Origin of the sequence: Pseudomonas sivasensis (genome assembly GCF_021391435.1) — a bacterium.
Taxonomy (GTDB): Bacteria; Pseudomonadota; Gammaproteobacteria; order Pseudomonadales; family Pseudomonadaceae; genus Aquipseudomonas; species Aquipseudomonas sivasensis.
In genome coordinates, this window is record NZ_CP090029.1 from 3,400,430 (window position 1) to 3,425,282 (window position 24,853).

Consider the following 24,853-nt stretch of genomic DNA (forward strand, 5'->3'; position numbering starts at 1 on the left):
AAGGACGAACAATGATTGCTCAGTACCGTAAAACCCTGCTCGCCAGCCTGCTGCTGGCCGACTCCACGTGGGCCGCGCAAACCGCCAGCTCCACCGAACCGCAACTGAGCAAGGTCGAGGTGGTCGGCGCACGCGTCACCGAAGCCAGCGCCGCCATCGGCGAAGACAAGATCAGCAACACCCTGAGCATCTCGCACCAGGCGCTGCTGTCGGCGCCGGCGGGCACCTCGGGGCTGAAAATGCTCGAAGCGCTACCGGGCTTCAACGTGCAGGTCAACGATGCGCTGGGCTTGTATGAGTTCGGCAACTCGGTGTTCGTGCGGGCGTTCAATTTGCAGCAGATCGGTTTTTCCATCGACGGCGTGCCGTTGGGCCGTACCGACCAGTTTGGCGGCAGCCCGATCTATCGCTACGTCGACAACGAAAACACCGAACGGGTCACGGCCTCTACCGGGGCCGGGGATGTGTCGCAATCGGGCTATGCGTCACTGGGTCCGTATGTGGATTACCAGACCAGCAACCCCACGGTGGAGCCTGGCGTGAGCCTGTCCTATACCTTGGGCAGCGACAGTCTGCGGCGCAGTTTCGTCAAGTTGCAAAGCGGCGAATACCAAGGCCTGTCAGCGTATTTCAGCCGTTCAAAAATCGACGGCGACCTGTGGCGCGGCCCCGGCACAATCGATCGCGAACACTTGGAGGCCAAAGTGCGTTATCGCTTCGGTGATCGCGATGAAGTATGGCTGCGCGCGGTGCACAACTCGTTCTACGACTATGACTCGCCCTACGTCAGCATCGCCCAGTACGACGGCAGCGCCAACGACCCCTTCGGGCGTTCGGGCCGTTACTTCGCCTACCTGGACAGCCTTCCCGATCTACCCGAAAGCGTGCCGGGTGTGCGCTACAGCAACACCGGCTACAACCAGTTCTACAAACAGGCGGTGAACCAGCGGCGCGACACCTTATACAGCCTCGGCGGCCAGTTCGAGATCCGCCCGGACCTGCTCAACTACACCACCCTGTACTACGAAGCCAAGAAGGGCTTTGGCGTGTCGCCCGAGGCCTACGCCACCTCCCTGGCGCTGCACAATGCCGAAAGCAATGTGGACGGTCTGTTCGCCCCCAAAGGCGTGCAATACGGGCTGTCGTCCCTGAGCGGGCACCGGTTCGGGGGGCGTACCGGGCTGCAATGGGAAGTGGGTCAACACCAGATCGACACCGGGCTGTGGGCCGAGACCGATGTGTTCAACCGCCAGCAAGGCCGCTACAACCTCACCGATGGCAGCCCGGCTGGCGAGCCGCTGTTCAATGAACCGGTGCACCTGCAAGGGGATTTCAGCTCCACGCGCAATTCGTTGCAGTACCACCTCAAGGACACCTGGACCCTGCTCGATGATCGCCTGCGCCTGCAATTCGGCTTCAAGAGCTTGAACCTCAAATACCGCATCGAGGGCTATCGCAACGCCGGTGACTACATCAACAATCGCCAACCGCGCCTCAGTACCCAATGGAACGACGCCTTCCTGCCCCAGGCCGGGCTGGTCTACAACCTCACCGACGACACCCAAGTGTTCGCCTCTTACTCGGAAAACATGGCCCTGCCCCGTGGCGCCGACGACATTTTCCGCGCTGCCAGCCCCAGCGCACCGCCGCCGGATGCCGAACGGGCTAAGAACTACGAGGTGGGTTATCGCATCAACCGTCCGACCTTCAACGCCGCCTGGGCGCTGTACCGCACCGACTTCGACAACCGCCTGCAAGCCTTTGCCTCAGCGGTGCCCGGCAGCAGCCAGGTGGAAACCTACTACCAGAACGTCGGCAAGGTGCAGGCCTATGGCACGGAGCTGAGCGGTCAATGGAAACCACCGATCCTGGCCGACAAGGTGGTGCTCAACGGCAACCTGACCTACAACAAATCCACCTTCCAGAACGATGCCGCCGGCCTGTCGATCCGTGACAATGACGTGCCCGACAGCCCCCGCTGGCTGGCACAGGCCGGGGTTACTTACGAGCTGGCACCGTGGGCGTTGCTTAACTTTTCGGCGCGCTACATCGGCGAACGCTACAGCAACTTCACCAACAGTGAATCGGTGCCCGGTTACACCCTGTACAACGCCTACCTGGACCTGGGCGGCGAGCGCGTGCATTACGGCCCGCTGAAAAACGTCAAGTTGCGCTTTAACGTCGACAACCTGTTCGACAAGGACTACCTGGGCTACATCCTCACCAGCACCAGCGGCCCCGCCGTGTTCCGACCCGGCTCGCCGCGCACCTTCCAAAGCACCTTGAGCATGGAGTTTTGAACATGACCAAGCGCCTGCTGATCCTCGCCTTGTTGCCGTTTCTGGCCCACGCGCAAGTGATTCCCACGACCCTCGCCCTGCACCAGCGCCTGCTGGTGCTGGACAGCCACCTCGACACACCGCTGACCCTGACCCGACCCGGTTGGAACATCCTGGAGCGCCACGACTACGAACAGGACGGCAGCCAGGTCGACCTGCCGCGCATGCGCGAAGGCGGCCTGGATGGTGGCTTTTTTGCGGTCTACACCCCTCAGGGCCCACGCACCGAGGAGGGCCGTGCCTACGCCAGCGCGTATGGCCTGGCCACCCTCACGCGCATCCGCGACGTCATCGACCGCAACCCCGACAGCTTTGCCCTGGCCCTCACCGCCGACGACGCCCGGCGCATCGCCGCCCAAGGCAAGCGCGTAGTGTTTATCAGCATGGAAAACGCCGACCCGCTGAGCTCCGATCCCGATTTGCTCAACACCTACTACCGCCAAGGCCTGCGCATGCTCGGCCTGGTGCATTTCATGAACAACGACCTGGCCGACTCGGCCACCGCCCTGCCGGAATGGAAAGGCCTGAGCCCCAAGGGCCGCGACCTGGTGCAGCGAGCCAACCGCCTGGGCATCCTGCTGGACGTGTCCCACGCCAGCGACGCGGTGTTCGACCAGATGCTGGCGTTGTCCAGCGCCCCACTGATCGCCTCCCACTCCAGCAGCCGCGCGGTCAACCCGCACCCGCGCAACCTCGACGACAACCGCGTGCGCCAACTGGCGGCCAAGGGCGGTGTCATCCAGGTCAACGCCTACAGCGACTACCTGATCCCCCTCACGCCCAACCCGGAACGCAACAAAGCCATGGCCGCCCTCGGTGCACGCTTTCACAACCTTGCCGCCCTGAGTCCAGAACAGATCAAGGCGCTCTACCAAGAACGCGACACCCTCAACCATCGCTTCGCCCAACCCAAGGCGAGCCTCGATGTGTTCATGAAGCACCTGCTGCATTTGCTCGAAGTGGCCGGCCCCGATCACGTCGGCATAGGCGCCGACTGGGATGGCGGCGGTGGCGTGACCGGGCTGGAAGATGTCAGCCAGTTGCCGGTGATTACCCAGCGGTTGTTGGATGCCGGGTATAGCGAGGCGCAGATCGCGAATATCTGGAGTGGGAATTTGTTGCGGGTGTTGCAGGCGGCTCAATCCGCCGCCCTGTAGCGTTAACCTACTGCCACCCTCCCCCCATCACCTTATACAAACTCACCCGATTACTCTGCTCCGCCAGGCGCAGGGTGATCAGGTCCTGCTGGGCGCTGTACAGCGAGCGCTGGGAGTCCAGGGCTTCGAGGTAGCTTTGCGAGCCGGCGCGGTAGAGCGCGTCGGACAGGTCGTAGCTCTTCTGGCTGGCATCGGTCAGCGCTTGCTGGGCGGTGAGGCGTTGGTCCAGGGTGCTGCGCACGGCCAGGGCATCGGCGACTTCCTTGAATGCGGTTTGCAGGGTTTGCTGGTAGGTCTGCACTTGGATCTCTTTCTCGACCTTGGCCGCATCCAGGGTCGCGCGGTTACTGCCGGCATCGAAGATCGGCACGCTGATGCTCGGGGCGAAGGTCCAGGCGCCGCTGCCGGCCTTGAACAGGCTGGACAGTGACGAACTGGCGGAGCCCGCATTCGCGGTGAGGCTGATGCTGGGGAAAAACGCCGCACGGGCCGCGCCAATGTCGATGTTCGCGGACTTGAGGCTGTGCTCCGCAGCGAGGACATCGGGGCGTCGCTGCAACAGGCTCGACGGCAGTTCGGCCGGCACCTGCACCAACGCCGCCGCCGATTGCAGGTGGGCGTCGGGCAGCAAGGCGTCGGGAATGTCGCTGCCAACCAGCAGGCGCAAGGCGTTGCGGTCCTGGAGAATCTGGCTCTGATACTCGGCCACATCGACCCGCGCCGACTCGACGGTGGTTTGCGCCTGGGCCACGGCCAACGCCGTCGAACCACCCAGGGTGTGGCTGCGCTGGGTCAGTTCGTAGGTGGACTGCTGGCTGGCCAGGGTCTCCTCGGCCAGTTGCAGGTGCTCGTTGTCGGCGGCCAGGGTCAGCCAGGCGGTGGCCACTTCGGCCACCAGGCTGATTTGCGTGCTGCGCCGGGTTTCGGTCAGCGCCAGGTAGTCTTCCAGCGCTTCGTCCTGCAGGTTCTGCACGCGGCCGAACACGTCGACTTCATAGCTGCTCAGCCCCAGTTGGGCACTGTAGTCGTGGCTGGTGACGGCCGTGCCGCTGCTGGACAGCGAACCCGGCGTGCGGCTGTGAGTACCGCTGACGCTGGCGTCGATGGTCGGGAACGCCGCGGCGCGCTGAATACGGTATTGCGCCTGGGCCTTCTCGATATTCAGGCTGGCCAGGCGCAGGTCGCGGTTATTGGCCAGCGCCAGGGTTTGCAGTTGTGCCAAGCGGCGGTCGGTAAAGAACTGCTGCCACTGGATGCCGGCCGGCACCTCACCCTGCACGCCCGCTTGCCATTCGCCAGGCACCGGGGCTTCAGGCTGTTGATAGTGAGGCGCCAGGTTGATGCAGCCGCTGAGGACCAAGGCGGCCACTAACGGACAGAGAAAGCGGATCATGCGTCACCTTTTTCGACAGTGGGCGTCGTGCTGACACGGCCAAAGCGGCGGCGGATCAACACAAAAAACAGCGGTACAAAGAAGATCCCCAGCACCGTGGCGCTGAACATGCCGCCCAGCACACCGGTACCGATGGCGCGACGCCCGGCGGAACCTGCGCCACTGCTCACGGCCAGGGGCAGCACGCCGAACATGAAGGCCAGCGAGGTCATCAGGATCGGCCGCAAGCGCTGGCGCACGGCAATCAGCGTCGCCTCGCGCAGGCTGTTGCCCTGCTCTTGCAGGTGCTTGGCAAATTCGACGATCAGGATCGCGTTTTTCGCCGCCAGCCCAACGGTGGTCAGCAGGCCGACCTGGAAGTACACGTCATTGCTCAACCCGGTCAATCGCGTGGCCAACACCGCGCCGACGATGCCCAGCGGCACAACCAGAATCACCGAGAACGGCACCGACCAGCTCTCGTACAGTGCGGCCAGGCACAGGAACACAAACAGGATGGACACCGCATACAGCAACGGCGCCTGGGACCCTGAAAGACGCAGTTGGTAGGACTGGCCGGTCCACTCGTAGCCGATGCCATCGGGCAGTTGCCGGGCAATCGCTTCCACCGCGTCCATCGCAGCGCCGGAGCTCACGCCGGGCGCCGGGTCGCCGACCACTTCCAGGGAAGATGTGCCGTTGTAGCGTTCCAGCAAAGGCGAGCCATAGCTCCAGGCACTGCTGGCAAATGACGAAAACGGCACCATTTCACCGTTGCTGTTGCGCACGAACCAGTGATCCAGATCCGCCGCTTGCATGCGGGTGCTGGCGTCGCCCTGCACGTAGACCTTCTTCACGCGGCCCTGGTTGAGGAAGTCGTTCACATACGTGCCGCCCAACGCCGTGGACAAGGTGCTGTTGATGTCGCTGGTGCTCAGACTCAAGGCCCCCGCCTTGCGGTCATCGATGCTGATTTTGAGTTGCGGTGCGTCGTCCAGGCCATTGCTGCGTACGCCCAGCAGGCGCGGGTCTTGCCTGGCCAGCGCAATAAACTGCTCGCGCGCCGCCACCAACGCATCGTGGCCAAGACCGGCGAGGTCCTTGAGCTGCAAATCAAACCCTGAACTCTGGCCCAGGCCGCGCACGGCGGGCGGTTGCATCACGAACACATCGGCATCGCCAATGCTTGCCAGTGCCAACGTGGCGCGTTGGGCAATCGTAGCGGCATCGTCTGAGCGCTCACTCCAGTCCTTCAAGCGAATAAACGCGCGCGCGGTGTTCTGGCTGTTGCCGCCCATGCCCAGGCCGCTGATGCTGATCATCGCCTCGACTTCCGGCTGCTTGAGCATGTACTGCTCGAACTGGTGCAACACCGCCTGGGTACGGCTGTCGGTGGCCCCTACCGGCAGCTGGATTTGCGCCATGAGAATGCCCTGATCCTCATCCGGCAGGAATGAGGTAGGCAAGCTGGCGTAACCCGCTGCCATGGCTGCGGCGATCAGCGCGTACACCACCAGGCTGCGCCGTGAGCGTTGCAGGACACCGCCAACCAACGCTTCATACGCGCGGGAGCAACGATCAAAGGAGCGATTGAACCAGCCGAAAAAGCCCCGTTGAACGGCGTGCCCTGGCTTGAGCAGCGTGGCGCACAGTGCTGGCGTGAGGGTCATCGCGACCACCACCGAAAGCACCATGGCCGAGACGATGGTCACCGAAAACTGCCGATAGATAATCCCGGTGGAACCCCCAAAAAACGCCATGGGAATAAACACCGCACTCAACACCAGGGCGATGCCGACCAGTGCGCTGGTAATTTCATCCATCGATTGCCGCGTGGCCGCCAGGGCCGACAAGCCCTGCTCGGCCATCACCCGTTCGACGTTTTCCACCACCACAATCGCATCGTCGACCAGCAACCCAATGGCCAGGACCATGGCAAACATGGTCAGGGTATTGATCGAGTACCCGAACAACGCCAACACGCCAAACGTGCCCAACAGAACCACCGGCACCGTGATCGCCGGGATCAGCGTAGCGCGCAGGTTTTGCAGGAACAGGAACATGATCAGCACCACCAGCACGATGGCCTCGCCCAGGGACTTGACCACTTCCTCGATGGACAGGCTCACAAAGGGCGTGGTGTCGTAGGCGATCACGTTCTTCAATTGCATTTCAGTGGGGTAGAACGGCGCCAGCTCCTTGAGCTTGGCCTTGACTGCCTCGCCCACGTCCAGCGCATTGGCGCCCGCCGCCAGTTGCACGCCCATGGCGGCGGCCGGCTTGCCGTTGAGGGCCGAGTTGATGTCATAGCTTTCGCTGCCCAACTCCACGGTCGCCACATCGCCGAGCAGCACTACCGCGCCGTCGCTGCTGGACTTGATCACCACGTTGCGGAACGCTTCGGCCGTTTGCAGTTTGCTGCGCGCGCTGATGGTGGCATTGAGTTGCTGCCCCTTCACCGCCGGCAATGCGCCGAGTTGGCCGGCTGACACTTCGGTGTTTTGTGCCTCCAGCGCAGAGCTCACATCCGAGGGCATCAGCGCGTATTTTTCCAGTAGCGCCGGGTCCAGCCAGATGCGCATGGCGTAGCCAGAACCGAGGGTCTGTACGTCGCCCACGCCGTCGATACGGCTGATGGAATCGAGCAGGGTGCTGGAGATGTAGTCACCGATCTGGGTGCCGGTGACGCTGGGATTATCCGACGCCAGGGCGGCAATCATCAAAAAGTCCGAGCCGCCCTTGGTCACGGTCAAGCCTTCGCTCTGCACCGATTGCGGCAAGCGCGACTCGGCCTGTTGCAGCTTGTTCTGCACCTGCATCTGCGCCACATCCGGGTCGGTGCCGGCGCCAAAGGTCAGGCTGATACTGGCGCTGCCCGCCGAACTGCTGGAGGCGGACATGTAGGTCAGATTGTCCAGGCCTTTCATTTGCTGCTCGATGACCTGGGTCACCGAGTCTTCGACGGTCTTGGCCGACGCGCCGGTGTAGGTGGCGGAAATACGCACGGTGGGCGGCGCGATGTCCGGGTACTGCTCCAGCGGCAACTGGCTGATGGATAACGCACCGCCGAGCATGATGACGATGGCGATGACCCAGGCGAAAATCGGTCGATCAATAAAGAAACGCGCCATGTTCAACCCTCCTGCGCCAGGGCGCCGGCATCTGCGGCCTGGGTCTGGACCACGGCGCCGATGCGGACTTTTTGCCCACCCTCGACGATCACCTGGTCACCGGCCTTCAAACCGGCGGTCACCCACCACTGGTTGCCCACGGCGCGGTCAACGGTGAGCACGCGTTGCTCGACCTTGCCGTCTACCACCAGCAACACCGAGGTCACGCCGCTGGCGCTGCGGCTCACGGCTTTTTGCGGGATCAGGATCGCCTGGTCATCGCGGGCCTGCTCCAACACGCCGCGCACGTACATGCCGGGCATCAGCAAATGCTCCGGGTTGTCGAATACCGCGCGCAAGGTCACGGTGCCGGTGCCCTGGTTGACGCTGACCCCGCTGAACTTGAGGCGGCCATCGTGGTTGTAGGCGCTGCCGTCATCCAGCTTGAGGCTGATGCGGGCCTCGCCGTCACCGTTGGCCTGCAACACGCCACTAGCCAGGTCGCGCTTGAGGGCCAGCAATTCGGTGGTGGACTGGGTCACATCCACATAGATCGGGTCGAGTTGCTGCACGGTCGTGAGTGCGGTGTCCTGGTTGGCCACCACCAGCGCACCGGGTGTCACGGTAGACGTTTCGATGCGCCCCGCGACCGGCGACGTGATGCGGGTATAGGCCAGGTTGATGCGGGCGGTGTCGAGGTCGGCCTGGGCCACCTGCACGTCAGCGGCGGCGGTCAGCAGGGTGGCCTGTGAGTCCTCGTTGGTTTGCTGGCTGATGGCGTCGATCTTCACCAACTGGGCGTTACGCGCGGCGGTGGTCTGTGCCGACTTCAACGTGGCGCGCGCCTTGGCCAGGCTCGCCTGGGCCTCAGCCAGCGCCGCCTTGTACGGTGCCGCATCCAGTTGGTACAGCGCCTGCCCGGCTTTCACCTCGGCGCCTTCGACAAACAGGCGCTGTTGCACGATCCCGCCGACCTGCGGGCGAATCTCGGCGACCATAAAGGCCTGGGTACGCCCGGCCAGTTCAGTGGTCCGCACCTGGCTCTTGGGTTCCACGGTGATCACCGAGACTTTGGGGGCAGCGACTTCGGGCGCGGGGTCGCCAGCCGAGCAGCTGCCGAGCAGCACCAGAATGATGAGGGACAGGAGAACCGCGGCGGTTACCAGGTATTTGGCGAAGAATTTGGTCGACATAGTTGCCTCTGCAAGACGGGGTAGTGCAAGCCTTACCCTCATGCTGCAAGGCAAATGTGCAGGAAAATTGAAGATTGCCGACCTGGGTTGAATCTTTCGTCCGTGGGGGCCTAAATGGACGCGTCCCTTTTGTTACGGCCCCCATTCATGAAGTTGAGTATCTCCACCAAGTTGTTTGTCGCGGTGCTGGCCGGTGTGTTGCTGGTCATCCTGAGCATGGGCCTGGCCACCAGTTGGAGTTTTGGGCGGGGGTTCCTGGGCTTTATCAATGAGCAGGCAATGGAGCGCATGGCCCAGGTGGTGCCGCGCCTGGCCACGGCTTACCAACGTGAGGGCAATTGGGACTTTCTGCGCAATCGGCCGGATCGCTGGTTTGACGTCATGCGGCCCGACCCTGATGCCGCGCGTGCGTCGGATGATTTGCGGCCCCCGCTGGCCTCGGACTTGACCGGTGCACTGTTTCGCATCGCCCTCCTCGATAAAGACAAGAAACGCGTCACCGGTTACCCGGCCATTGGCGAAGATGCGCTGGTACAGCCCGTGGTGGTGAACAGTGAAACCGTCGGCTGGCTGGCCGTCACGCCATTCCAGAGCGTGACCGAAGCCGGCGGCGAACGCTTCCAGCAGTACCAACTGCGCACCAGCTTGGTGATGGGCGTGTTCTCGTTGCTGCTGGCGATGCTGATAGCCTGGTGGATCGCCCGCACACTGCTGGAGCCGGTCAAGCGCGTGGCCGCCGCCACACACCGCCTGGCCAGCGGCGACTACAGCAGTCGCGTGGCCGTGGCCTCCGACGACGAAGTCGGCCAACTGTCCCGCGACTTCAACCAATTGGCCTACACCTTGGAGCGCAACGAGAAAATGCGCCGAGAATTTATGGCCGATGTCTCCCATGAACTGCGCACCCCGCTGTCGGTACTGCGTGGCGAACTGGAGGCGATCGAGGACGGCGTGCGCAGCCTTGACCAAAGCTCAATGAAGTCGCTGCAAGGCGAAGTCAGCATGCTCAGCAAGCTGGTGGATGACCTGTATGAACTGTCGCTGGCGGACGTAGGTGCCCTGACCTACCGCAAGGCCCCATGCCTGCTGAACGACCTGCTCGAAAACAGCCTGGCGATGTACCGGGACCGCTTCACCGCCCGCCAGTTGCAGATCGACCTGGAGTTGCCGCGCCAGCCCGTGGAGTTGCTGGCGGATGCCAGTCGCTTGCAGCAATTGTTTTCCAACCTGCTGGAAAATGCCGTGCGCTACACCGACGTCAACGGCACGTTGCGCATCAGTGTCGGTGTCGACCGCGACACGGTGCGTATCGACTTTCTCGACTCCGGGCCGGGCGTGTCCGCAGACCAGTTGCCGCGCTTGTTCGAGCGGTTCTACCGCGGCGAGTCATCGCGCAACCGCGAGCATGGCGGCGCTGGCCTGGGCCTGGCAATCTGCCGCAGCATCGCCAACGCCCACGATGGCAGCCTGGTTGCCGACCACTCGCCCTATGGCGGCCTGTGGCTGATCCTGCGCCTGCCCCGGAGCCTGTGAACCATGAACGATGAACAGCCGATCCTGATCGTCGAAGACGAACCCAAACTCGCCGCCCTGATGCGGGACTACCTCGAGGCGGCCGGCTACACCACCCTGTGCCTGGACAATGGCCTGCACGTGGTGCCCGCCGTGCGCGCCCACGAACCCAGATTGGTCCTGCTCGACCTGATGCTGCCCGGCCGTGACGGCATGCAGCTGTGCCAGGACCTGCGTGGTTTCAGCGCGGTGCCGATCATCATGATCACCGCCCGCGTCGAAGAAGTGGACCGCCTGCTCGGCCTGGAACTGGGCGCCGACGATTACATCTGCAAGCCCTTCAGCCCCCGTGAAGTGGTGGCGCGGGTCAAGGCCATCCTGCGCCGCAGCCCGCAGTTGCTGGACACCAGCGCGCCACGCCTGCTGATCGACGAGGCTCGCTACCAGGCCTCGCTGGACGGCATCACGCTGGACCTCACGCCCCTTGAATTGCGCCTGCTCAACACCTTCGCCCGCGCCGCCGGCCGCGTATTTTCCCGCGACCAATTGTTGGATCACATCTATTCCGACCACCGCGTGGTGACCGACCGCACGGTGGACAGCCATATCCGCAACCTGCGGCGAAAGCTGGAACAGGTGTGCCCAGGGGAAACGCCGATTGAGTCGTTGTATGGGGTGGGGTATCGGTTTCAGTTGGCTGAAAAGCGGCCACATGCCTGAAAACACTGCGGGTTCAAATGTGGGAGGGGCGGTGCGACGATTCGACTTGCCCCGGATAGCGGTGTGTCAGTCACTAATTTAATAACTGACCCACTGCTATCGGGGGTCGGGGGCAAGCCCCCTCCCACATTTGGTGCTTGGAGGATTGGGGTTACATCGGCGTGCTGCCGATAACCCGCAACGCCAGGCCCTCGTACGCATCCAGGGTAATGGTGAACTCACCGTCCGCCGTCAGATCCCCTTCTACCCGTTCGTTGATGATGTCCACCACCATCCCCGCCGCGATACCCGGCAGGTTGAGGGTTTCGGTGATCGGCGTCGCGCCGAAGTTCAGCGCGGTGATTTGCGTGCCCTTCCCGGCCGGCAAGTCGTGAACCATGATCAGCAGCGCCGGGTTTTCCACGTCTGGCACCAGGATCTGACGGCTGGCGGCGATGTCGTAGGCGCGGCGTACGGCTAAGATTTTTTGCAGCTGCGAGGCAAATGATTCGGGGTCCAGCAACTGGCTGTTCAGGCTGCCGTACAGGCTTTTCGAGCGCGGCATCTGGCCGGCCGACAATTCTGCGTCCGGGTTCAGGTCTACCAGGTCGTAGGCGCCGCGATGAATCCAGCGGGTGTCGCCGTCCTGCATCAAGTGCTCAACGTCGTCGGCCGCCAACGGCAGCGCCCCGACCAAATCCCAGCCGGACAAGGCAAACACCCCTGGCTGCATGGCGTTGTACATCACCAGCAGTAAATGGATCTGGCGGATCTGTTCGATATCCGCAGGCGTAATCGCGTCCAGATCACGAATGCCCAGCGCCGCCGTGATGATGCTCGCCGTGGTGCAGGACACGCCATTGGTGACGAACTTAAGGTTGTACGGCGCATGCTCGCCCGTCAGGCGTTCGTACATCTGTTCGCGAATGTGCTCGCGCAGGATATTGCCGGGGAAGGTCTGGCCCTGGTAGAGGAAGCTGTCGTTGGCGTGCAGGGTCCAGAAATGCACCAGTTCAAGGGTCAATTCGTCGTGATTCTGCAAGGCATGGATCAGCGAGCCAGGGTCGATGCCCTGACGGTGCATTTCACGCAGCATCAGGCGCAGGAACTCGGCATCGCCCATCAGCAGTGCATGCTGGTACGCGGGACGGGTGATGAAGTCATAGGACAGGTCGGCGCCGCCGTGGGACATGGAGGCGATATCGTCGACGGTGAGGTTCAGTTCCTGAAAACTGAACCCTCCCGCCTTGCGAATCGCCCCGCCGAGCAGTTGGTTGCCGGTGATCGACAGGGGATGGCTCTCCGACCAGGCCGTGCCATCGAGCTTTCGTTCCACACCAAGGAAGCCGTTGGCGTCCAGGCGCAGGATCTTGGCACCCATCACGTCGATGGCGTGCAGGGCGTCGCCGATGATCATCTGCTGCGCGGCGAAGGTCGGGTCCAGCCAGTTGAGTGACGGCTGACCTTCCTTGAAGTAATGCAGGTACACCCAGCGACGCGGCTTGCCATCCACGCCGATGACCACGGGCGTGGTGCTCCAGTCGGTTTCCTTCACGCCAGGCTCAAAGAAGATCACCCGCTGCAACTGGCCGACGATGTAGTGCTTGTCGCGCAGGGCGTCCACTTGCAGCGGGCTGAGGTTCTGCGCATCGCGGCCCTCGGCCACGTCGGGCAGCAACGGCCAGTCTTCCTCACGAATTTCCACCATGTGGTAGAGGCCGGGGTAATCCTCGTACGCCATTTCGGCCAGGCGGAAATCCGCGCCCTTGCCGGTGTGGGACGGGATCACATCGTCAATGATCACCGCGTTGTGCGCCGCCGCCATGCGCGTCAACGCCTGCAACTGCGCCTCAGTGCCCAACTGCGGGTCGATCTCGAAGCTGATGCGGTCGAAGTTGCCGTCGATGGTCGGCGTGTGCCGTGTGCCGCTCAGGCCACCGGACTTTTTCAGCGGGCCGTTATGAATGCCTTGGATGCCGATCTTCGACAGGGTATGCCATAGGGTTTCATCCCCCAGCGCCTCCAGCACCGTACCGCCCTCGCGGGTCACGATCGAGGCCGGATAGGCGGTGAACCACACTGACGAGAGCGCCGTGGCGTCCCGCGGCCGTGTCTGTGCAAAGGGCTGCTGCCACAACCGGCCTTGCCCCGAATAGAGCTTGGCGCGCTGGCGGGCCGCATGCAGCATCGATTGTTCTACCAGCCAGTTCACATGGTTGTTTTCAGCAGCGGTCATAAGCTCGGTACCTGTCGTCGTGAAACGTTACTCGTAGACATATGAGGGGTACGGAGCCCATTCGTTGCATTGCAATGGCCGTCATTACGCCGTGGATCGACAGGATCGATTCTGAACAGAGCGGCCGCTCCCACAACGGATCGGCGTCGGCTATTTGACCAACCGCTTCTCCTTCGAGGGGCGATAGCCGAAATACGAGCTGTAGCACTTGCTGAAATGGCTCGGCGACACAAATCCGCACGCCACCAGCACTTCCACTTGCGACAACTCGGTGTGCTGCAACAACCGACGCGCTTCCGTCACTCGCAATTCCATGTAGTAGCGCTGCGGCGTGGTGCCCAGCTGTTCCTTGAACAACCGCTCAAGCTGGCGGCGGGAACGACCCGCGTAGACGGCGAGCTGGTCCAGTTCCAAAGGCTCTTCGAGGTTGGCGTCCATCAGCTTTACCACTTCACGCAACGGCGCGCTGACGCTGACGTTTTCAGTGGGTTTGATACGCCGGTAGCGGGACTCCTCAAACGCCAGGATGTCCTCGATACCTTCGACCAGTGCTTTGCCATGCAGGCTCTTGATCCAGTCCAGGGCCATATGGAACGCGCCTGAAGGGCTGGAGGCGGTCAGGCGGTCGCGGTCGATCACGTAGGGTTCACTGGTGACGTCGGTGGCTTTGGACACTTCCGCCAGCGCCGGGCGGTGTTCGGGGTGGATGGCGCAGCGGTAGCCCTGCAACAGCCCTGCGCGGCCAAGAAACCAAGCGCCGTTCCACAACCCCGCGAGGTGCACGCCGCGCTCGCCAGCGCTGCGCAGCAGTTGGATGAAATCCTCGCCGGCCTTGAGTTCGGTGCGAAAACCGCCGCAGATCACCAGCAAGTCCAAATCATGCAGCGCAGCAGCATCAAGGCACGCATCGGGGCGGATGACCAGGCCCAGGTCGCTGATCACTTCGCCGTCGCCCCAACCAAACGTCCGCGAAGCGAACAGATCAGGACGCAGCAGGTTGGCGGTGACGAAGGTGTCGAGGGTCTGGGTGAATGCCGGCAGGGAGAAGTGTTCGAGCAACAGGAAGCCGACACGGGTGACCGATGCCGGTTGCGGGGTTTCATTGAGGTAGCGCAGGTTCTTGCCTTTCATGCCGCCGCTGAATTGACGTCTTTCCATCGAGGGTTGGCCCACTGTTATTGTTGATGCCGTGGGCGCCATCTTAGGGGGAAATGCGTTGGCTGTCTCAGGCGCTGATCTTGTAAAAAGCACAGCCCCCGGAAGCCCGTGGCAGAACAGTACAAGGCCCATCTGATACGGTTTTTTCTTTGTTATCTGCGCCTGTATTGAAATGCGCTCAAGGCGGACAATACCCCCAATCCTTATTCCCTTCCCTTCGGAGGCCTTATGACCAAGATGGCGATTTTCCTGTTCGGTTTTTTAGTGCTGACCATCGGCATCGGCCTGCTGGCGACGATCTCACCGGTCTAGCGCTTAACTGGCAAACAACATCGGGTACAGCGACAGCACCAGCAACGCGGCCATGGACCAGTTGAACAGCCTCAGCCAACGCGGCTCACGCAACACATTGCGCAGGCCGCTACCACAGCCCACCCACACGCACACGCTGGGCAGGTTCACTACCGCAAACACCAACGCAATCACCAGCACGTTGGTGACATAACCCTCGGCCGGCGTGTACGTGGTGATGGCTCCCAGCGCCATGATCCACGCCTTGGGGTTCACCCACTGAAACGCAGCGGCGCCGAGGAATGTCATGGGCTTGCCGTGTTCGTCACTGCTGTCGGACATGCCGCCTGCCGTCGCAATCTTCCACGCCAGGTACAACAGGTACGCGGCGCCGACATAGCGCAATACGGTGTAGGCCCAAGGAAACACCTTGAACACTTCGCCCAATCCCAGGCCGACCGAAATCACCAGCAGCATGAAGCCGATACTGATCCCCAGCGCATGGGGCATCGAGCGGCGAAACCCGAAGTTAACCCCCGAGGCGAGCAACATGGTGTTATTGGGCCCAGGGGTGATCGAGGACACGAAAGCGAACAGCACAAAGGCTGAGAGCAAGCTGGTGGACATGAACATGAGGCAGCATCCAAACAGGGGTTGTATGCAGGCGACAGTAGTGGGTTATGGCCTCCACTGCCCCATACAGCCATGCGCGGATTGAGGCGTACACTTTTCACAAACCTTTCACAGACGACCGAATAGGGTAGACCCAGCTCCTAATGAACATCCCTTTTAGCCCGCACTCCCCATCGCGGGCTTTTCTTTGTCCGCGATTTATCCCAGGCAAAAAAAAGGCAGGTCATTGTTCATGACCTGCTCTCGTTGACTAACGGTTAACGCTGACCACCACCGCCGCCGCCAGGGCCGCCGCCTTGACCATGACCACCACCGCCATGGCCGCCGCCACCACCACCGCCCGGTGGCATAAACATCCAGCAGCCCGACAAGGTAGACAACAGCGCAACAACAACAGCCGCCTTGGTAAGGTAATTCAACTTCATGACAACGCTCTCTGCTTTACAAGGTTTGGTGTACGTAAAGTAAGACCGCTGTAAATGAAGTCCGTCACGGCTTTCGTGTAACGTCTTGGTAGGGTTTGTGTTGTAGTGGATACACGTATGAGCAATGGGTTTGAGTTAACCGGGGCGATTTAGATGATCAATATTCGTGCAGCGACTGAAGCCGATCTCGATAGCCTACGAGCATTGGGCTGCGAGACCTATCAACAGCATTTCTCGACCTTGTGGTCCCCTGATGGCATGCGGGATTTCCTGGATCAGGATTTCTCACGCGACGCGTTGAGCCGATCACTCGACCTGCCCGAGCGTCAGTCATGGCTTATCGCCTCAGATGAACGGGGCACACCCATTGGGTTTTCCAAGGTCAACTGGTCAACACCAACGCCAATCACCGGTGAGCTTGGCGCAGAACTGCAAAAAATCTATTTCCTCAAAACCGCTGCCGGACTTGGCTACGGCAAGCAACTTTTGCAGTTTATCTGCGATCAGGCAGTGCAGCGTGGAGAGCACTTACTGTGGCTGGATGTGCTCAAGAGCAATTCAAACGCCCGACGGTTTTACGAAGCGTTTGGGTTCCGGGAGATCGGTGAAATCCCATTCGATACGGATTTGGCGGAAGTCGGGATGGTTGTCATGGGCCTTGAGCTGAATCGGCACCAAACGGAGAAATAAATGGAAGACTTGATACAGGGCCTCGACGGGCCCAGAACCGCCCAGCAGGAATTGTTCTACGACCTTGAAGATGCCGCGGCTGTTATTGGATGGTCAGTCATGGAGTTGACCACCCTGGCGTCCAAAGGCAGAACGCCGGATGAGGCGGCAGCATTGATGAGAATGTGCGCGCTGCTGGCAAATCAACAGGCAAAACTAGCGGCGTATGCGGATGAGGTTAAGGGGCTGCGCATCAACCGGTCGTGAATCAACGCGGCGGGTCTGGCCGGAACACCGTCAGCGCGCCAAGCGTGACTGCAAACGCGCCGAGAAACGTCGAGGTGTAGCTGGGAATAGCCCAAAGCATCAAACAGTGAACGACCAGCAGGAACGCAGCCAAGAGGCGGATTTGCAGGTTTGAAAATCTGCTGCCGTATCGCTCAGCGGCGCTGTTGAAGTATCTGATCCATTTCATAAGAAGACTCCTGACTGAGCAAAGAATGATTCTAACCGAGTGAACGACTCCAACTTTTCACCAGACAATAAAAAACCCCGTAGACGTTAATCTACGGGGTTTTCAAGAGTGGAGGCCGAGGTCGGAATCGAACCGGCGTAGGTGGATTTGCAATCCACTGCATAACCATTTTGCTACTCGGCCTCAAACGATCAACGCCCTGGTTGCTGACATTCACCGCATAAAAACTTGAGTGGGCTACAAAGCCATGCCTCTACTCTAACTCATTGAATACATTGAAGTTTTTAATGCTTCGTTGCGTTCGATGGGCGCCATTATGTACTCATTTGCCAATGCCTGCAACCCCTTGATTTCAAAAATATTTCGCATTGGCATCAAGGGGTTGCGTGCCTGCCCTACTCCTTGATGCGCTGCGACTGGTATTGCGGGTCGGCCTTGATCTGGGCGTCGGTGAACGGCAGTGAGCGCAGTTTTTTCTCGGAGAACGCTTGGGTCTGGTCCTTGGCGTATTTCGATGCGGGGTTGCTGGACAGGGAGAACGCCAGTACGCCCTGGGCGTGTGGGCCTTGGTCGTCGAAGGTGACGATTTGCAGGTAGCTGCTGCCGCTGACTACTTCGCGCTTGCCATCGGCACGGGGCACGGTTTGCATGGCGTTGTAGATCCCCAGTTCCTGCGGGCCGCCGTGGATCGGGGTTTGGCCGGAGACTTGGACATCGCCCCATTTACTACCGGGCTTGAGGCCGAGCTTGGCGACGTCTGCGGCAGAGGCCAGCATGGCTTCGCGCAGGGCCTTGGCGACCGGTGCACGGTCGATGGCCAGGCCGCGCGGTGTGGTCAGGGGTTGGGCCGGGTCGAAGGCAACGCGCCAGGCATCAGGGATTTGCTCCAGCTGTTCCACCAGGTTGATGAAGTGCACTAGACCCAGGCCGCTGTCGAGGTTGGCGTGCCGGTCCCAGTCTTTGAGGCTGGTGCACAGCGGCTTCAGTGCCGCCGCATCGGTGCCGAGGTGTTTGGCGCAGAACGCCAGCAAATCCGGCATGACCTGGCCGGCCAGGTACACCTCGTTGTCCATCACCATGTTTTGCAAGTCGGCAGCGCTGATCGGTTGCTTATCCAGGGATTGCAGGCGCTGCAAGGCAAACCGCGCTCGCGGGCCCAGGCCGATGTTGTCCTGGCTGATCACCGGTGAGAAACCTGCCAGCGGCGCCTTGGGGTTGACCATCCAGGCCGAATCGTTGGAGTGCTGCACATAGTCAGTGCGCTCCAGTTGCGGCAGTTGGTCAGCCGGAAAGATGCCGGGCTGGGCTGAGCGTGGGTCGACGTCCCAGGCGCAGGCGCTGTGGGCGCCGTCGAGCATGATCATTTGCAGGCCGGCACGTGGATCGCTGCACTGGGCAAGCTTGGCCGCGCTGACGTTGGGCACCACCGAGAGATTCATGTACAGGCTCTGACCCTGATCGTCGGCGGCCAGGGTGTTGACCCATGGGATGCCTTGCAGGGTGTGCACCGAAGTTTGCAGCTCGTTGAGGCTGCCGGCGCGGTTCATCGCGTACCACTGTTGCAGGACGCGATCGTTGCCGAGGTTGGCGTCGCGCAGGCTGAACGCGTAATGGCTGTCCCAGTCCAGTTTGCCAGGCCATTGCACGACGGGGCCGAACTGCGAGCTATAGACCGGATGAACCACGGGTTTAACACTGCCGTCCGCTTGCTTGACCTGCACCGTTACCGAGGTTTTTTCCAGGGGGACGGACTTGCCATCGAGCATGTAGCGCGTCGAGTCCTTCGGATCCAGGGTGAGGCGGTACAAGGTGAAATGCTTGGACGTGTCGACCGTATGGGTCCATGCCACATGCTGGTTAAAGCCAATGTTGACCACTGGCAAGCCCGGCAACGCGGCGCCCATCACGTCCAATTGGCCTGGAATGGTCAGGTGCATCTCATAAAAGCGCATGCCACCCACCCACGGAAAGTGCGGGTTGGCCAGCAACATCCCACGCCCATTGAACGAGCGCTCACGGCCCACAGCCACCGCGTTGCTGCCACGATCAAGGGTGAAACGCTGCTGGTTGGCCGCAGCCAATTCAAATGCCCTGGCGCTGAGCTGCACGCTGGCAGTGGCTTGAGGCGGCGCCGCGCCAACCAGCGCTTCGGCGAATTGGCCGACACCGCCTTCCACCAGCAGCCTGCGGGTCAATTTCACCACGTCTTCAGCGACCAACGGGCGTACCCAGGCCGCCTGACACTGCGCGGGAGCACCCTGCTCTTTCAAGTAACGGTTGTAGCCAGCGACGTAACCTTCGATACGGTCTTTTATCTCGGGGCTCTGGGCTGTCCAAAAGGCCGCCACCGTCTCTGGCGTATTCAGCCAGGAAAAAAACACATCACTGGCCAGATTGTTGCGCTCTTCCAGGGTTGACTGATCGGGGCCGAAAAACTTTGCCCGCTCGCCATTTACCGTGACCACCTCATTGGCCAGCAGGCACAGGTTGTCCTGGGCATAGGCATAACCAATGCCGAACCCCAGGCCACGCTCATCGTTGGCACGAATATGCGGCACCCCATAACTGGTACGGCGGATATCTGCCGACGCCTGCGCCACCTGCTCGCGCGCCGATGCGGCCAGGCTCAACCCCAGCAATAGCCCTGCCACACCCATCCTGGACAACCCGTTGGAAATAATCACGCAGACTCCACAGTCAAATTGAACACCCTCACCGGGGGCAGTTACCCCACCGTAAGAACGCACAAAACCGGGAGAAATTTAGCGACGCGGCCGCTTTATCTGAAGGACGCTGGTTGTGACAAAACCGACACTGACGAAATTTCTACATCCAACACTTCATGATTTCGCTCGCTCGTTCGTCTTATTAGTAAGAGCGCCATCATTTTCCTGATCAGGCTCTGATAAGGAGTTTTTTGCATGTACAACCCGCAAGTGCCCACGGACGGACATTCATCGGTTGCCGACGCCAACTTTGGCGGCGGCACGCAAGTGTTCGGCAAAGCGCCCGAACAGCATGGCAACCAGCGTATTCGCCACTTACTTAAGTGTTTCGGTTTGCGCACCAGCCTGATTCGGCTGAAGGTCATCGACGCCCTGCTCACGGCTGCCGACAGCCAGCGCACCCTCGGGGTGCGCGGCGTGCACAGCCACTTGCTGAACCTTGGCATCCCGCTGTCGTTTCTCAGCGTGCGCGAAGTGCTCAAGCGCCTGTGCAGCGAGGGCGTTATCACCCTCAATGCCGATAAGAGTTACAGCCTCCACGAAGAGGCTGCCAAGGTGCTCGAAGGACGCGCCTGAAGTCAGAGCTTCATGCCCATGCCTTCACGCTCAGAGCTTGACCTTGCGACGCATGACGCCGTTGATCACCACCACGATCACCGCGACGGCAATGGCGATGGTCTGGAACGTTTTCTCACTGATGACCCCGGTGTTCTGCAAGTAGGACAGGCCAAACATCGTCCCCAATACAGCCAGGGCAATCAGAAGTGAATATTTCAAACGTTGCTTTTGGGTCATGACAAGTTCCTGAACTTGAAGAGTGTATCCATTGTTTGAAGCCTTCCTTGCCAACACCGGCCCTGGGGCAGGCATAGGCCGGGCCGACAGGCGCTCATATTACAGGCGATGAAAAGCTTTGGCTCGCCCTACGCCGGATTGACCTGCAAACGCCTTACGGCAATCTGAGCCATCACATCGAGACACAGGGCTGATTTACCGGTTTCATAAAAGACTTTTCACGCCGTTGCCAACACTTAATTTTACAGACCTCGGTATTTCCGCAAGGAACCTCGCAGGGTGTTTTCTACACCCAATCGAGGACGTCTGAGGAAAAGGGAACCTCCTCATGAAAGACGCTTATTACAGCTTGTCTGAAAAGGTGCCCACCCCATGTTGAATGTTCACACACCCACTCAACCCCCATCTCAGCCTCACCTACCGCCCCCGCCTATCAATAATCAATCGCCTGGTTTACACGCCAGCAATCCTTCAGCAAACCTCCAAACCGCTGCGTCCTCCCCCCGCCTCTCACGTGCCAGCACTGGCTTGAAACAGATGATGGCGGACAACCAGAACCTCAGGAGCCTAGGACAAAAACTCAGCGAAACGGCAACACGCTTAGGTGTGAATGCCACACCGCAAGCGATCCTCGCCGCGCTGAAGGCGACGCCGATGGATATTCAACCGGGTTCGTCCTACCCGATAGAAGCAGACGCGGCCGTCACGCTCGACGCCTACATCACGTCCAACAACCTGATGCTCCCCAATAACCATTTCGGCCTGATTGCCTTGGCAGACGCCGTGTTCAACCGGGCGTTAGAGCATCCACTGGGCAATTTAGGCGGTGGGCTGTCCTGGCCGATACCAATGAGCATGCGCAACGAAGAGGCGCTACTTGGTACGCTGAGGCACTACGTGGCGCAGCATCCGAACCCAGCGCAGATAGGCGTAAGCCTTGGCGTTTTGGAATACCTGAACAGCAACCAGCCACCTTCCGGCGAAGCCGCCACCGATCCGGCGAAAGCCTTGGTCGCTATCCTGACCACCCCACGGGCACAGGCGCTGGGGCAAGCCATTCAGACCAAATTGAACGGCGTTGCAACTGACACCAGCGTCAACGAATACACGCTGACCGCTATCAACCTGGCGCTGGATCCAGAATCGATTGATCACGCCCCCCCCAGCGCAATCGCCAGTTTCAACCTCGCACAGGACGCACACTGGGGCAAACCCGCGTCGGCCGTGGTGACCAGCCTGAGCCAACACCTGATAAAAAAACGCAAAACATCCGCCGCAATGGCCAACGTTGGCGCGTACGTGCTTCTGGCAAGGAAAGCCCCCGAATTACTGATCAAGGACCTGCCGGCCAGCGTGACGTATGGCAGCACCGCGTGGCTCAACCTGTCGATCGCCGCCGCGACGATAGAAGCGCAAACACCGGGAAAGGTGCCGAACATGACCTTTGCCCAGGTCATGTCGGCCGCTGAAGGCGCCAGCCTGCAAGACCTGTCCATCACCCAAAAAGCGCAGAGTGCGGCCCTGCGGGTCTGGGGCGTCGTAAACGGCGTTATCAGCCAGGCCGAAGCCGATCGGTACAACGAAGCCGACATCGACAAGGTCAAAACCGCTTTCAATCAACAAGCGAATTTACGGCTAGAAGCCACCGGCCAGATCCAAACCGACATGCCCAGCCGTAAAGACATCGCGTTGGCCAAACTAAAAGAACGTTTTGGCGAGGATGTCCCGTTTGAAGAGAAGCTGCTAACGGTCAAGGACACCAGCCAACCCTACGCGCAACCGCTCTACGACCCCAATCGAGCGCCAGCAGGCCACCATTCGCTCTTGGATATCGCCATGAGCGGGCTGGATCAGTTTTCGTGGGAAACCAAAGACCCGCGCATCCTTGATGCACTGGAAGGTAAGTCCCTGGCATTCGATGTAAACGCCGTCTTTAATTCTCAACTTTCCCAAGCAATCAACTCACGCAAACAAGGCATTGGTACGACGGTCAAACACTTGATCGCTCAGCTCCCGCTGGCAGACAGGCAAAACCTGGAATATGGGAAGCTGGAGTTCTATCAAAACAATACGTACCAGTTGGGTATGGGGTTCACTGGCAGAACCCTTGTAGAGAAAAACGAACAACTGCTGGTTAAAGCCACCGGGGGCAGCGGCGAAACGGTTTACGCGATCGACCTTAAGCAGGGTTCCATCACCACGGTCCCAGGCACCGTATTGACCAAAGAACGTGATCGCGAGTCAAACCTCGTCTATCCAATAGAGCAGTTCCTCCCAACCAACGCCGATGACACCGTTTGGCAGCCAAGTAACACTGCGGGGAATCCACTGCCAGTTCCCGACAGCTTTTCAAGCAACCGAACGCAATCCATTGCCGATGCGTTTATCGAACACCTGGATATTGATAACAAGGACGTGGTCAAGCAGGCCAGGGGAACCACCACCTACGATCAACAGATGGACGTCGAGGAGAAACTGGCGGATTTCTTTCTCGACCTGATTCCCTTGAGATCGGCCATCGTCAACTTCAAGAACGGCAACGTCCTGGACGGTGTTGTCGATCTGGGGATGGATATTTTCGGATTCGTCACTGCCGGCGCAGGTGCGGCGGCGAAAATTGGGAACGTCGCAGTCAAGGGCTTCAGCGCGACAACCAAGGCGGTTCGGGTGGCAAAAATTCTGGGAACCACGCTCATCGGTGAGCTCAACCCAGCGAGCGGGCTGGGTGATCTGGTGCAGGGAGGCGCCAAGCTGATCGGCAAAGGCATCGACACCATCAAGAAAACCAGTGGGGCCGTTAATATGGCAAGGGTCATCGCCAACGAGCATGGGCCCATTACTCACGGCACCTTCAAGATCGCCGACCAGACCTTCCGGGCCGACACCATCCTGTCCAACGGCCAACGGTATGCCTACGACCCCGCTGCGATGAAGCCCTACGGCACGCCTTTGGCAGACTTCAACCCGCTCGACACCTTGGCACCCGGCTCCCCCCATACCCACTCCCCTTCCCCTGCACAACACCGTCATCGATACAACCCTATGGCCTCCATCGCGCGTCCAGTGCGAGTCAGAAAGCCGTTGCCCGTCGGCGACTACGCAGAAAGTATGCGCGGCAAACTGGAACCGGATCATTTCAAACCCGACACCAAAATGGCGACCATTCAAAAGTTCAAAGATGAAATGAAGGACTATTTTGACGCCATCCAGCAGGCGGGCCTCCCGACGCGACCGACCATCCCGCACATCGCCGGCAACGTCCCTGTCCCTGACCTGATCGAAACAGCGTTGAAAGCCTCGCAAGGCGTGGTATTTGGAGAGTCCCACAAGCAGATGGCAAGCTTCCGGGCGCTGTTCGATAACGTCGCCACACTAAAAAACGAGGGCGTTAAAAGAGTTTACTTCGAGGGGTTGATAGATATGCCCCAAGGGCTTGTCGACGACGGAATTGGCATCCTTGGTCAAAGCAAGCAGCTTCGAAGCGGCCCGACATTCCAAGAGTTACGCAAAAAGCTGGAGGATAACGGCATAGAGGTCTTGCCTCTTGATCACTACTACCTCACCCGCCACAAAGACCTACGCGGCTTAAAGAAGCCGACCACTACTGGCTCCGCGTCGATCACGCGGCTTGAAGAGTTCAACTATTACGCCGCTGAAACCATCCAGGCCACCTCAGGTGCTGATAAGTGGGCTGCATTGGTTGGGCATTCACATATGAACACCTCCGAAGGTGTGCCCGGCCTCGCTGAGTTGACCGGCAGCATCGGCATTGGTGTGTTTGACAGGCCCAGCGCCACGAACCATTTCGGAACCAGAGTCCTGGGCCATCCACAGGATCCCACCAAACCGGTCGGCAGCGGCGGTATCCCCGGCGATCTCCAGATTTACATCAAGCCGTAAACCCAAATCCCACCCGGCACACTAGCGGTCACAGCGCATGGCCCGTCCCTAGCGCTGCAACCCCGTGCCGGGTGGGGCGCGCCGCTCAACCCATTATCGGCACGGTTTACCGAGACAACTGTCCATGGGCTCCCAGTTGAATTGCCAATCCCAACCGTTTAGC

Annotated in this window: 18 protein-coding genes and 1 tRNA gene; 8 read left to right on the forward strand and 11 right to left on the reverse strand. The window is 60.6% G+C overall.

Annotated features, from left to right (window positions below; all coding sequences use genetic code 11):
* The first annotated feature begins 11 nt into the window (after positions 1 to 11).
* Together LRO94_RS15300 and LRO94_RS15305 are read left to right on the forward strand one after the other, a co-directional pair.
* Positions 12 to 2,300: a TonB-dependent receptor gene (locus LRO94_RS15300; protein WP_122753440.1), complete on the forward strand. Its 2,289-nt coding sequence runs from the start codon at positions 12 to 14 to the stop codon at positions 2,298 to 2,300.
* Between the two features lie 2 nt (positions 2,301 to 2,302).
* The gene (locus LRO94_RS15305) at positions 2,303 to 3,496 is read left to right on the forward strand and encodes a dipeptidase (protein WP_032885219.1); all 1,194 of its coding nucleotides are present in this window, start codon (positions 2,303 to 2,305) and stop codon (positions 3,494 to 3,496) included.
* Positions 3,497 to 3,503: 7 nt separating this feature from the next.
* Here the strand turns inward: LRO94_RS15305 and LRO94_RS15310 are convergent, their stop codons facing one another.
* The 3 genes from LRO94_RS15310 to LRO94_RS15320 are packed head-to-tail and all read right to left on the reverse strand — an operon-like array spanning position 3,504 to position 9,171.
* A complete protein-coding gene (locus tag LRO94_RS15310) occupies positions 3,504 to 4,889 on the reverse strand; it encodes an efflux transporter outer membrane subunit (protein WP_032885221.1) in 1,386 nt (461 codons plus the stop codon).
* Complete coding sequence (locus LRO94_RS15315; RefSeq protein WP_099602549.1) at positions 4,886 to 7,999, reverse strand: efflux RND transporter permease subunit; 3,114 nt, start codon at positions 7,997 to 7,999, stop codon at positions 4,886 to 4,888. Before LRO94_RS15315 ends, LRO94_RS15310 begins: the two co-directional genes overlap by 4 nt.
* 2 nt (positions 8,000 to 8,001) lie before the next feature.
* Complete coding sequence (locus LRO94_RS15320; protein WP_179178927.1) at positions 8,002 to 9,171, reverse strand: efflux RND transporter periplasmic adaptor subunit; 1,170 nt, start codon at positions 9,169 to 9,171, stop codon at positions 8,002 to 8,004.
* A gap of 147 nt (positions 9,172 to 9,318) precedes the next feature.
* Between LRO94_RS15320 and baeS the strand changes: the two genes are divergently transcribed.
* The gene (gene baeS / locus LRO94_RS15325; protein ID WP_081797610.1) at positions 9,319 to 10,704 is read left to right on the forward strand and encodes a sensor histidine kinase efflux regulator BaeS; all 1,386 of its coding nucleotides are present in this window, start codon (positions 9,319 to 9,321) and stop codon (positions 10,702 to 10,704) included.
* Positions 10,705 to 10,707: 3 nt separating this feature from the next.
* A complete protein-coding gene (locus tag LRO94_RS15330) occupies positions 10,708 to 11,403 on the forward strand; it encodes a response regulator (RefSeq protein WP_032885227.1) in 696 nt (231 codons plus the stop codon).
* A gap of 151 nt (positions 11,404 to 11,554) precedes the next feature.
* Here LRO94_RS15330 and treS read toward each other — a convergent pair whose 3' ends face one another.
* The 4 genes from treS to LRO94_RS15350 all read right to left on the reverse strand — a co-directional run bounded on the left by treS (position 11,555) and on the right by LRO94_RS15350 (position 16,125).
* Positions 11,555 to 13,618: a maltose alpha-D-glucosyltransferase gene (treS, locus tag LRO94_RS15335; RefSeq protein WP_032885228.1), complete on the reverse strand. Its 2,064-nt coding sequence runs from the start codon at positions 13,616 to 13,618 to the stop codon at positions 11,555 to 11,557.
* 150 nt (positions 13,619 to 13,768) lie between these two features.
* Positions 13,769 to 14,749, reverse strand: a complete 981-nt coding sequence (locus LRO94_RS15340) for a GlxA family transcriptional regulator (protein WP_095184678.1) — start codon at positions 14,747 to 14,749, stop codon at positions 13,769 to 13,771.
* A gap of 342 nt (positions 14,750 to 15,091) precedes the next feature.
* Positions 15,092 to 15,700 (reverse strand): LysE family translocator, encoded by a 609-nt coding sequence (locus LRO94_RS15345; protein ID WP_095184677.1) that lies wholly within the window; start codon positions 15,698 to 15,700, stop codon positions 15,092 to 15,094.
* A gap of 257 nt (positions 15,701 to 15,957) precedes the next feature.
* Positions 15,958 to 16,125, reverse strand: coding sequence for a hypothetical protein (locus LRO94_RS15350; RefSeq protein WP_179178926.1), 168 nt, complete (start codon positions 16,123 to 16,125; stop codon positions 15,958 to 15,960).
* Between the two features lie 153 nt (positions 16,126 to 16,278).
* On the opposite strand from LRO94_RS15350, the gene LRO94_RS15355 reads away from it, so the two are divergent.
* On the forward strand, positions 16,279 to 16,815 hold the full coding sequence (locus LRO94_RS15355; RefSeq protein ID WP_032885233.1) for a GNAT family N-acetyltransferase: 537 nt from the start codon (positions 16,279 to 16,281) through the stop codon (positions 16,813 to 16,815).
* Positions 16,816 to 17,061: a hypothetical protein gene (locus LRO94_RS15360; protein WP_032885235.1), complete on the forward strand. Its 246-nt coding sequence runs from the start codon at positions 16,816 to 16,818 to the stop codon at positions 17,059 to 17,061.
* 1 nt (position 17,062) lies between these two features.
* Here the strand turns inward: LRO94_RS15360 and LRO94_RS15365 are convergent, their stop codons facing one another.
* The 3 genes from LRO94_RS15365 to pvdQ all read right to left on the reverse strand — a co-directional run bounded on the left by LRO94_RS15365 (position 17,063) and on the right by pvdQ (position 19,953).
* Positions 17,063 to 17,269: a hypothetical protein gene (locus LRO94_RS15365; protein ID WP_032885237.1), complete on the reverse strand. Its 207-nt coding sequence runs from the start codon at positions 17,267 to 17,269 to the stop codon at positions 17,063 to 17,065.
* Between the two features lie 109 nt (positions 17,270 to 17,378).
* A tRNA-Cys gene (locus LRO94_RS15370) sits at positions 17,379 to 17,452 on the reverse strand.
* A 212-nt stretch (positions 17,453 to 17,664) separates the two neighbouring features.
* A complete protein-coding gene (gene pvdQ, locus LRO94_RS15375) occupies positions 17,665 to 19,953 on the reverse strand; it encodes a bifunctional acylase PvdQ (protein ID WP_179178925.1) in 2,289 nt (762 codons plus the stop codon).
* A 237-nt stretch (positions 19,954 to 20,190) separates the two neighbouring features.
* On the opposite strand from pvdQ, the gene LRO94_RS15380 reads away from it, so the two are divergent.
* The gene (locus LRO94_RS15380) at positions 20,191 to 20,571 is read left to right on the forward strand and encodes a hypothetical protein (protein ID WP_032885241.1); all 381 of its coding nucleotides are present in this window, start codon (positions 20,191 to 20,193) and stop codon (positions 20,569 to 20,571) included.
* A gap of 30 nt (positions 20,572 to 20,601) precedes the next feature.
* On the opposite strand, the gene LRO94_RS15385 is transcribed toward LRO94_RS15380, so the two are convergent.
* Positions 20,602 to 20,790: a hypothetical protein gene (locus LRO94_RS15385; protein ID WP_032885243.1), complete on the reverse strand. Its 189-nt coding sequence runs from the start codon at positions 20,788 to 20,790 to the stop codon at positions 20,602 to 20,604.
* Positions 20,791 to 21,327: 537 nt separating this feature from the next.
* Between LRO94_RS15385 and LRO94_RS15390 the strand changes: the two genes are divergently transcribed.
* The gene (locus LRO94_RS15390) at positions 21,328 to 24,690 is read left to right on the forward strand and encodes a membrane-targeted effector domain-containing toxin (protein ID WP_179178924.1); all 3,363 of its coding nucleotides are present in this window, start codon (positions 21,328 to 21,330) and stop codon (positions 24,688 to 24,690) included.
* Positions 24,691 to 24,853: the final 163 nt, after the last annotated feature.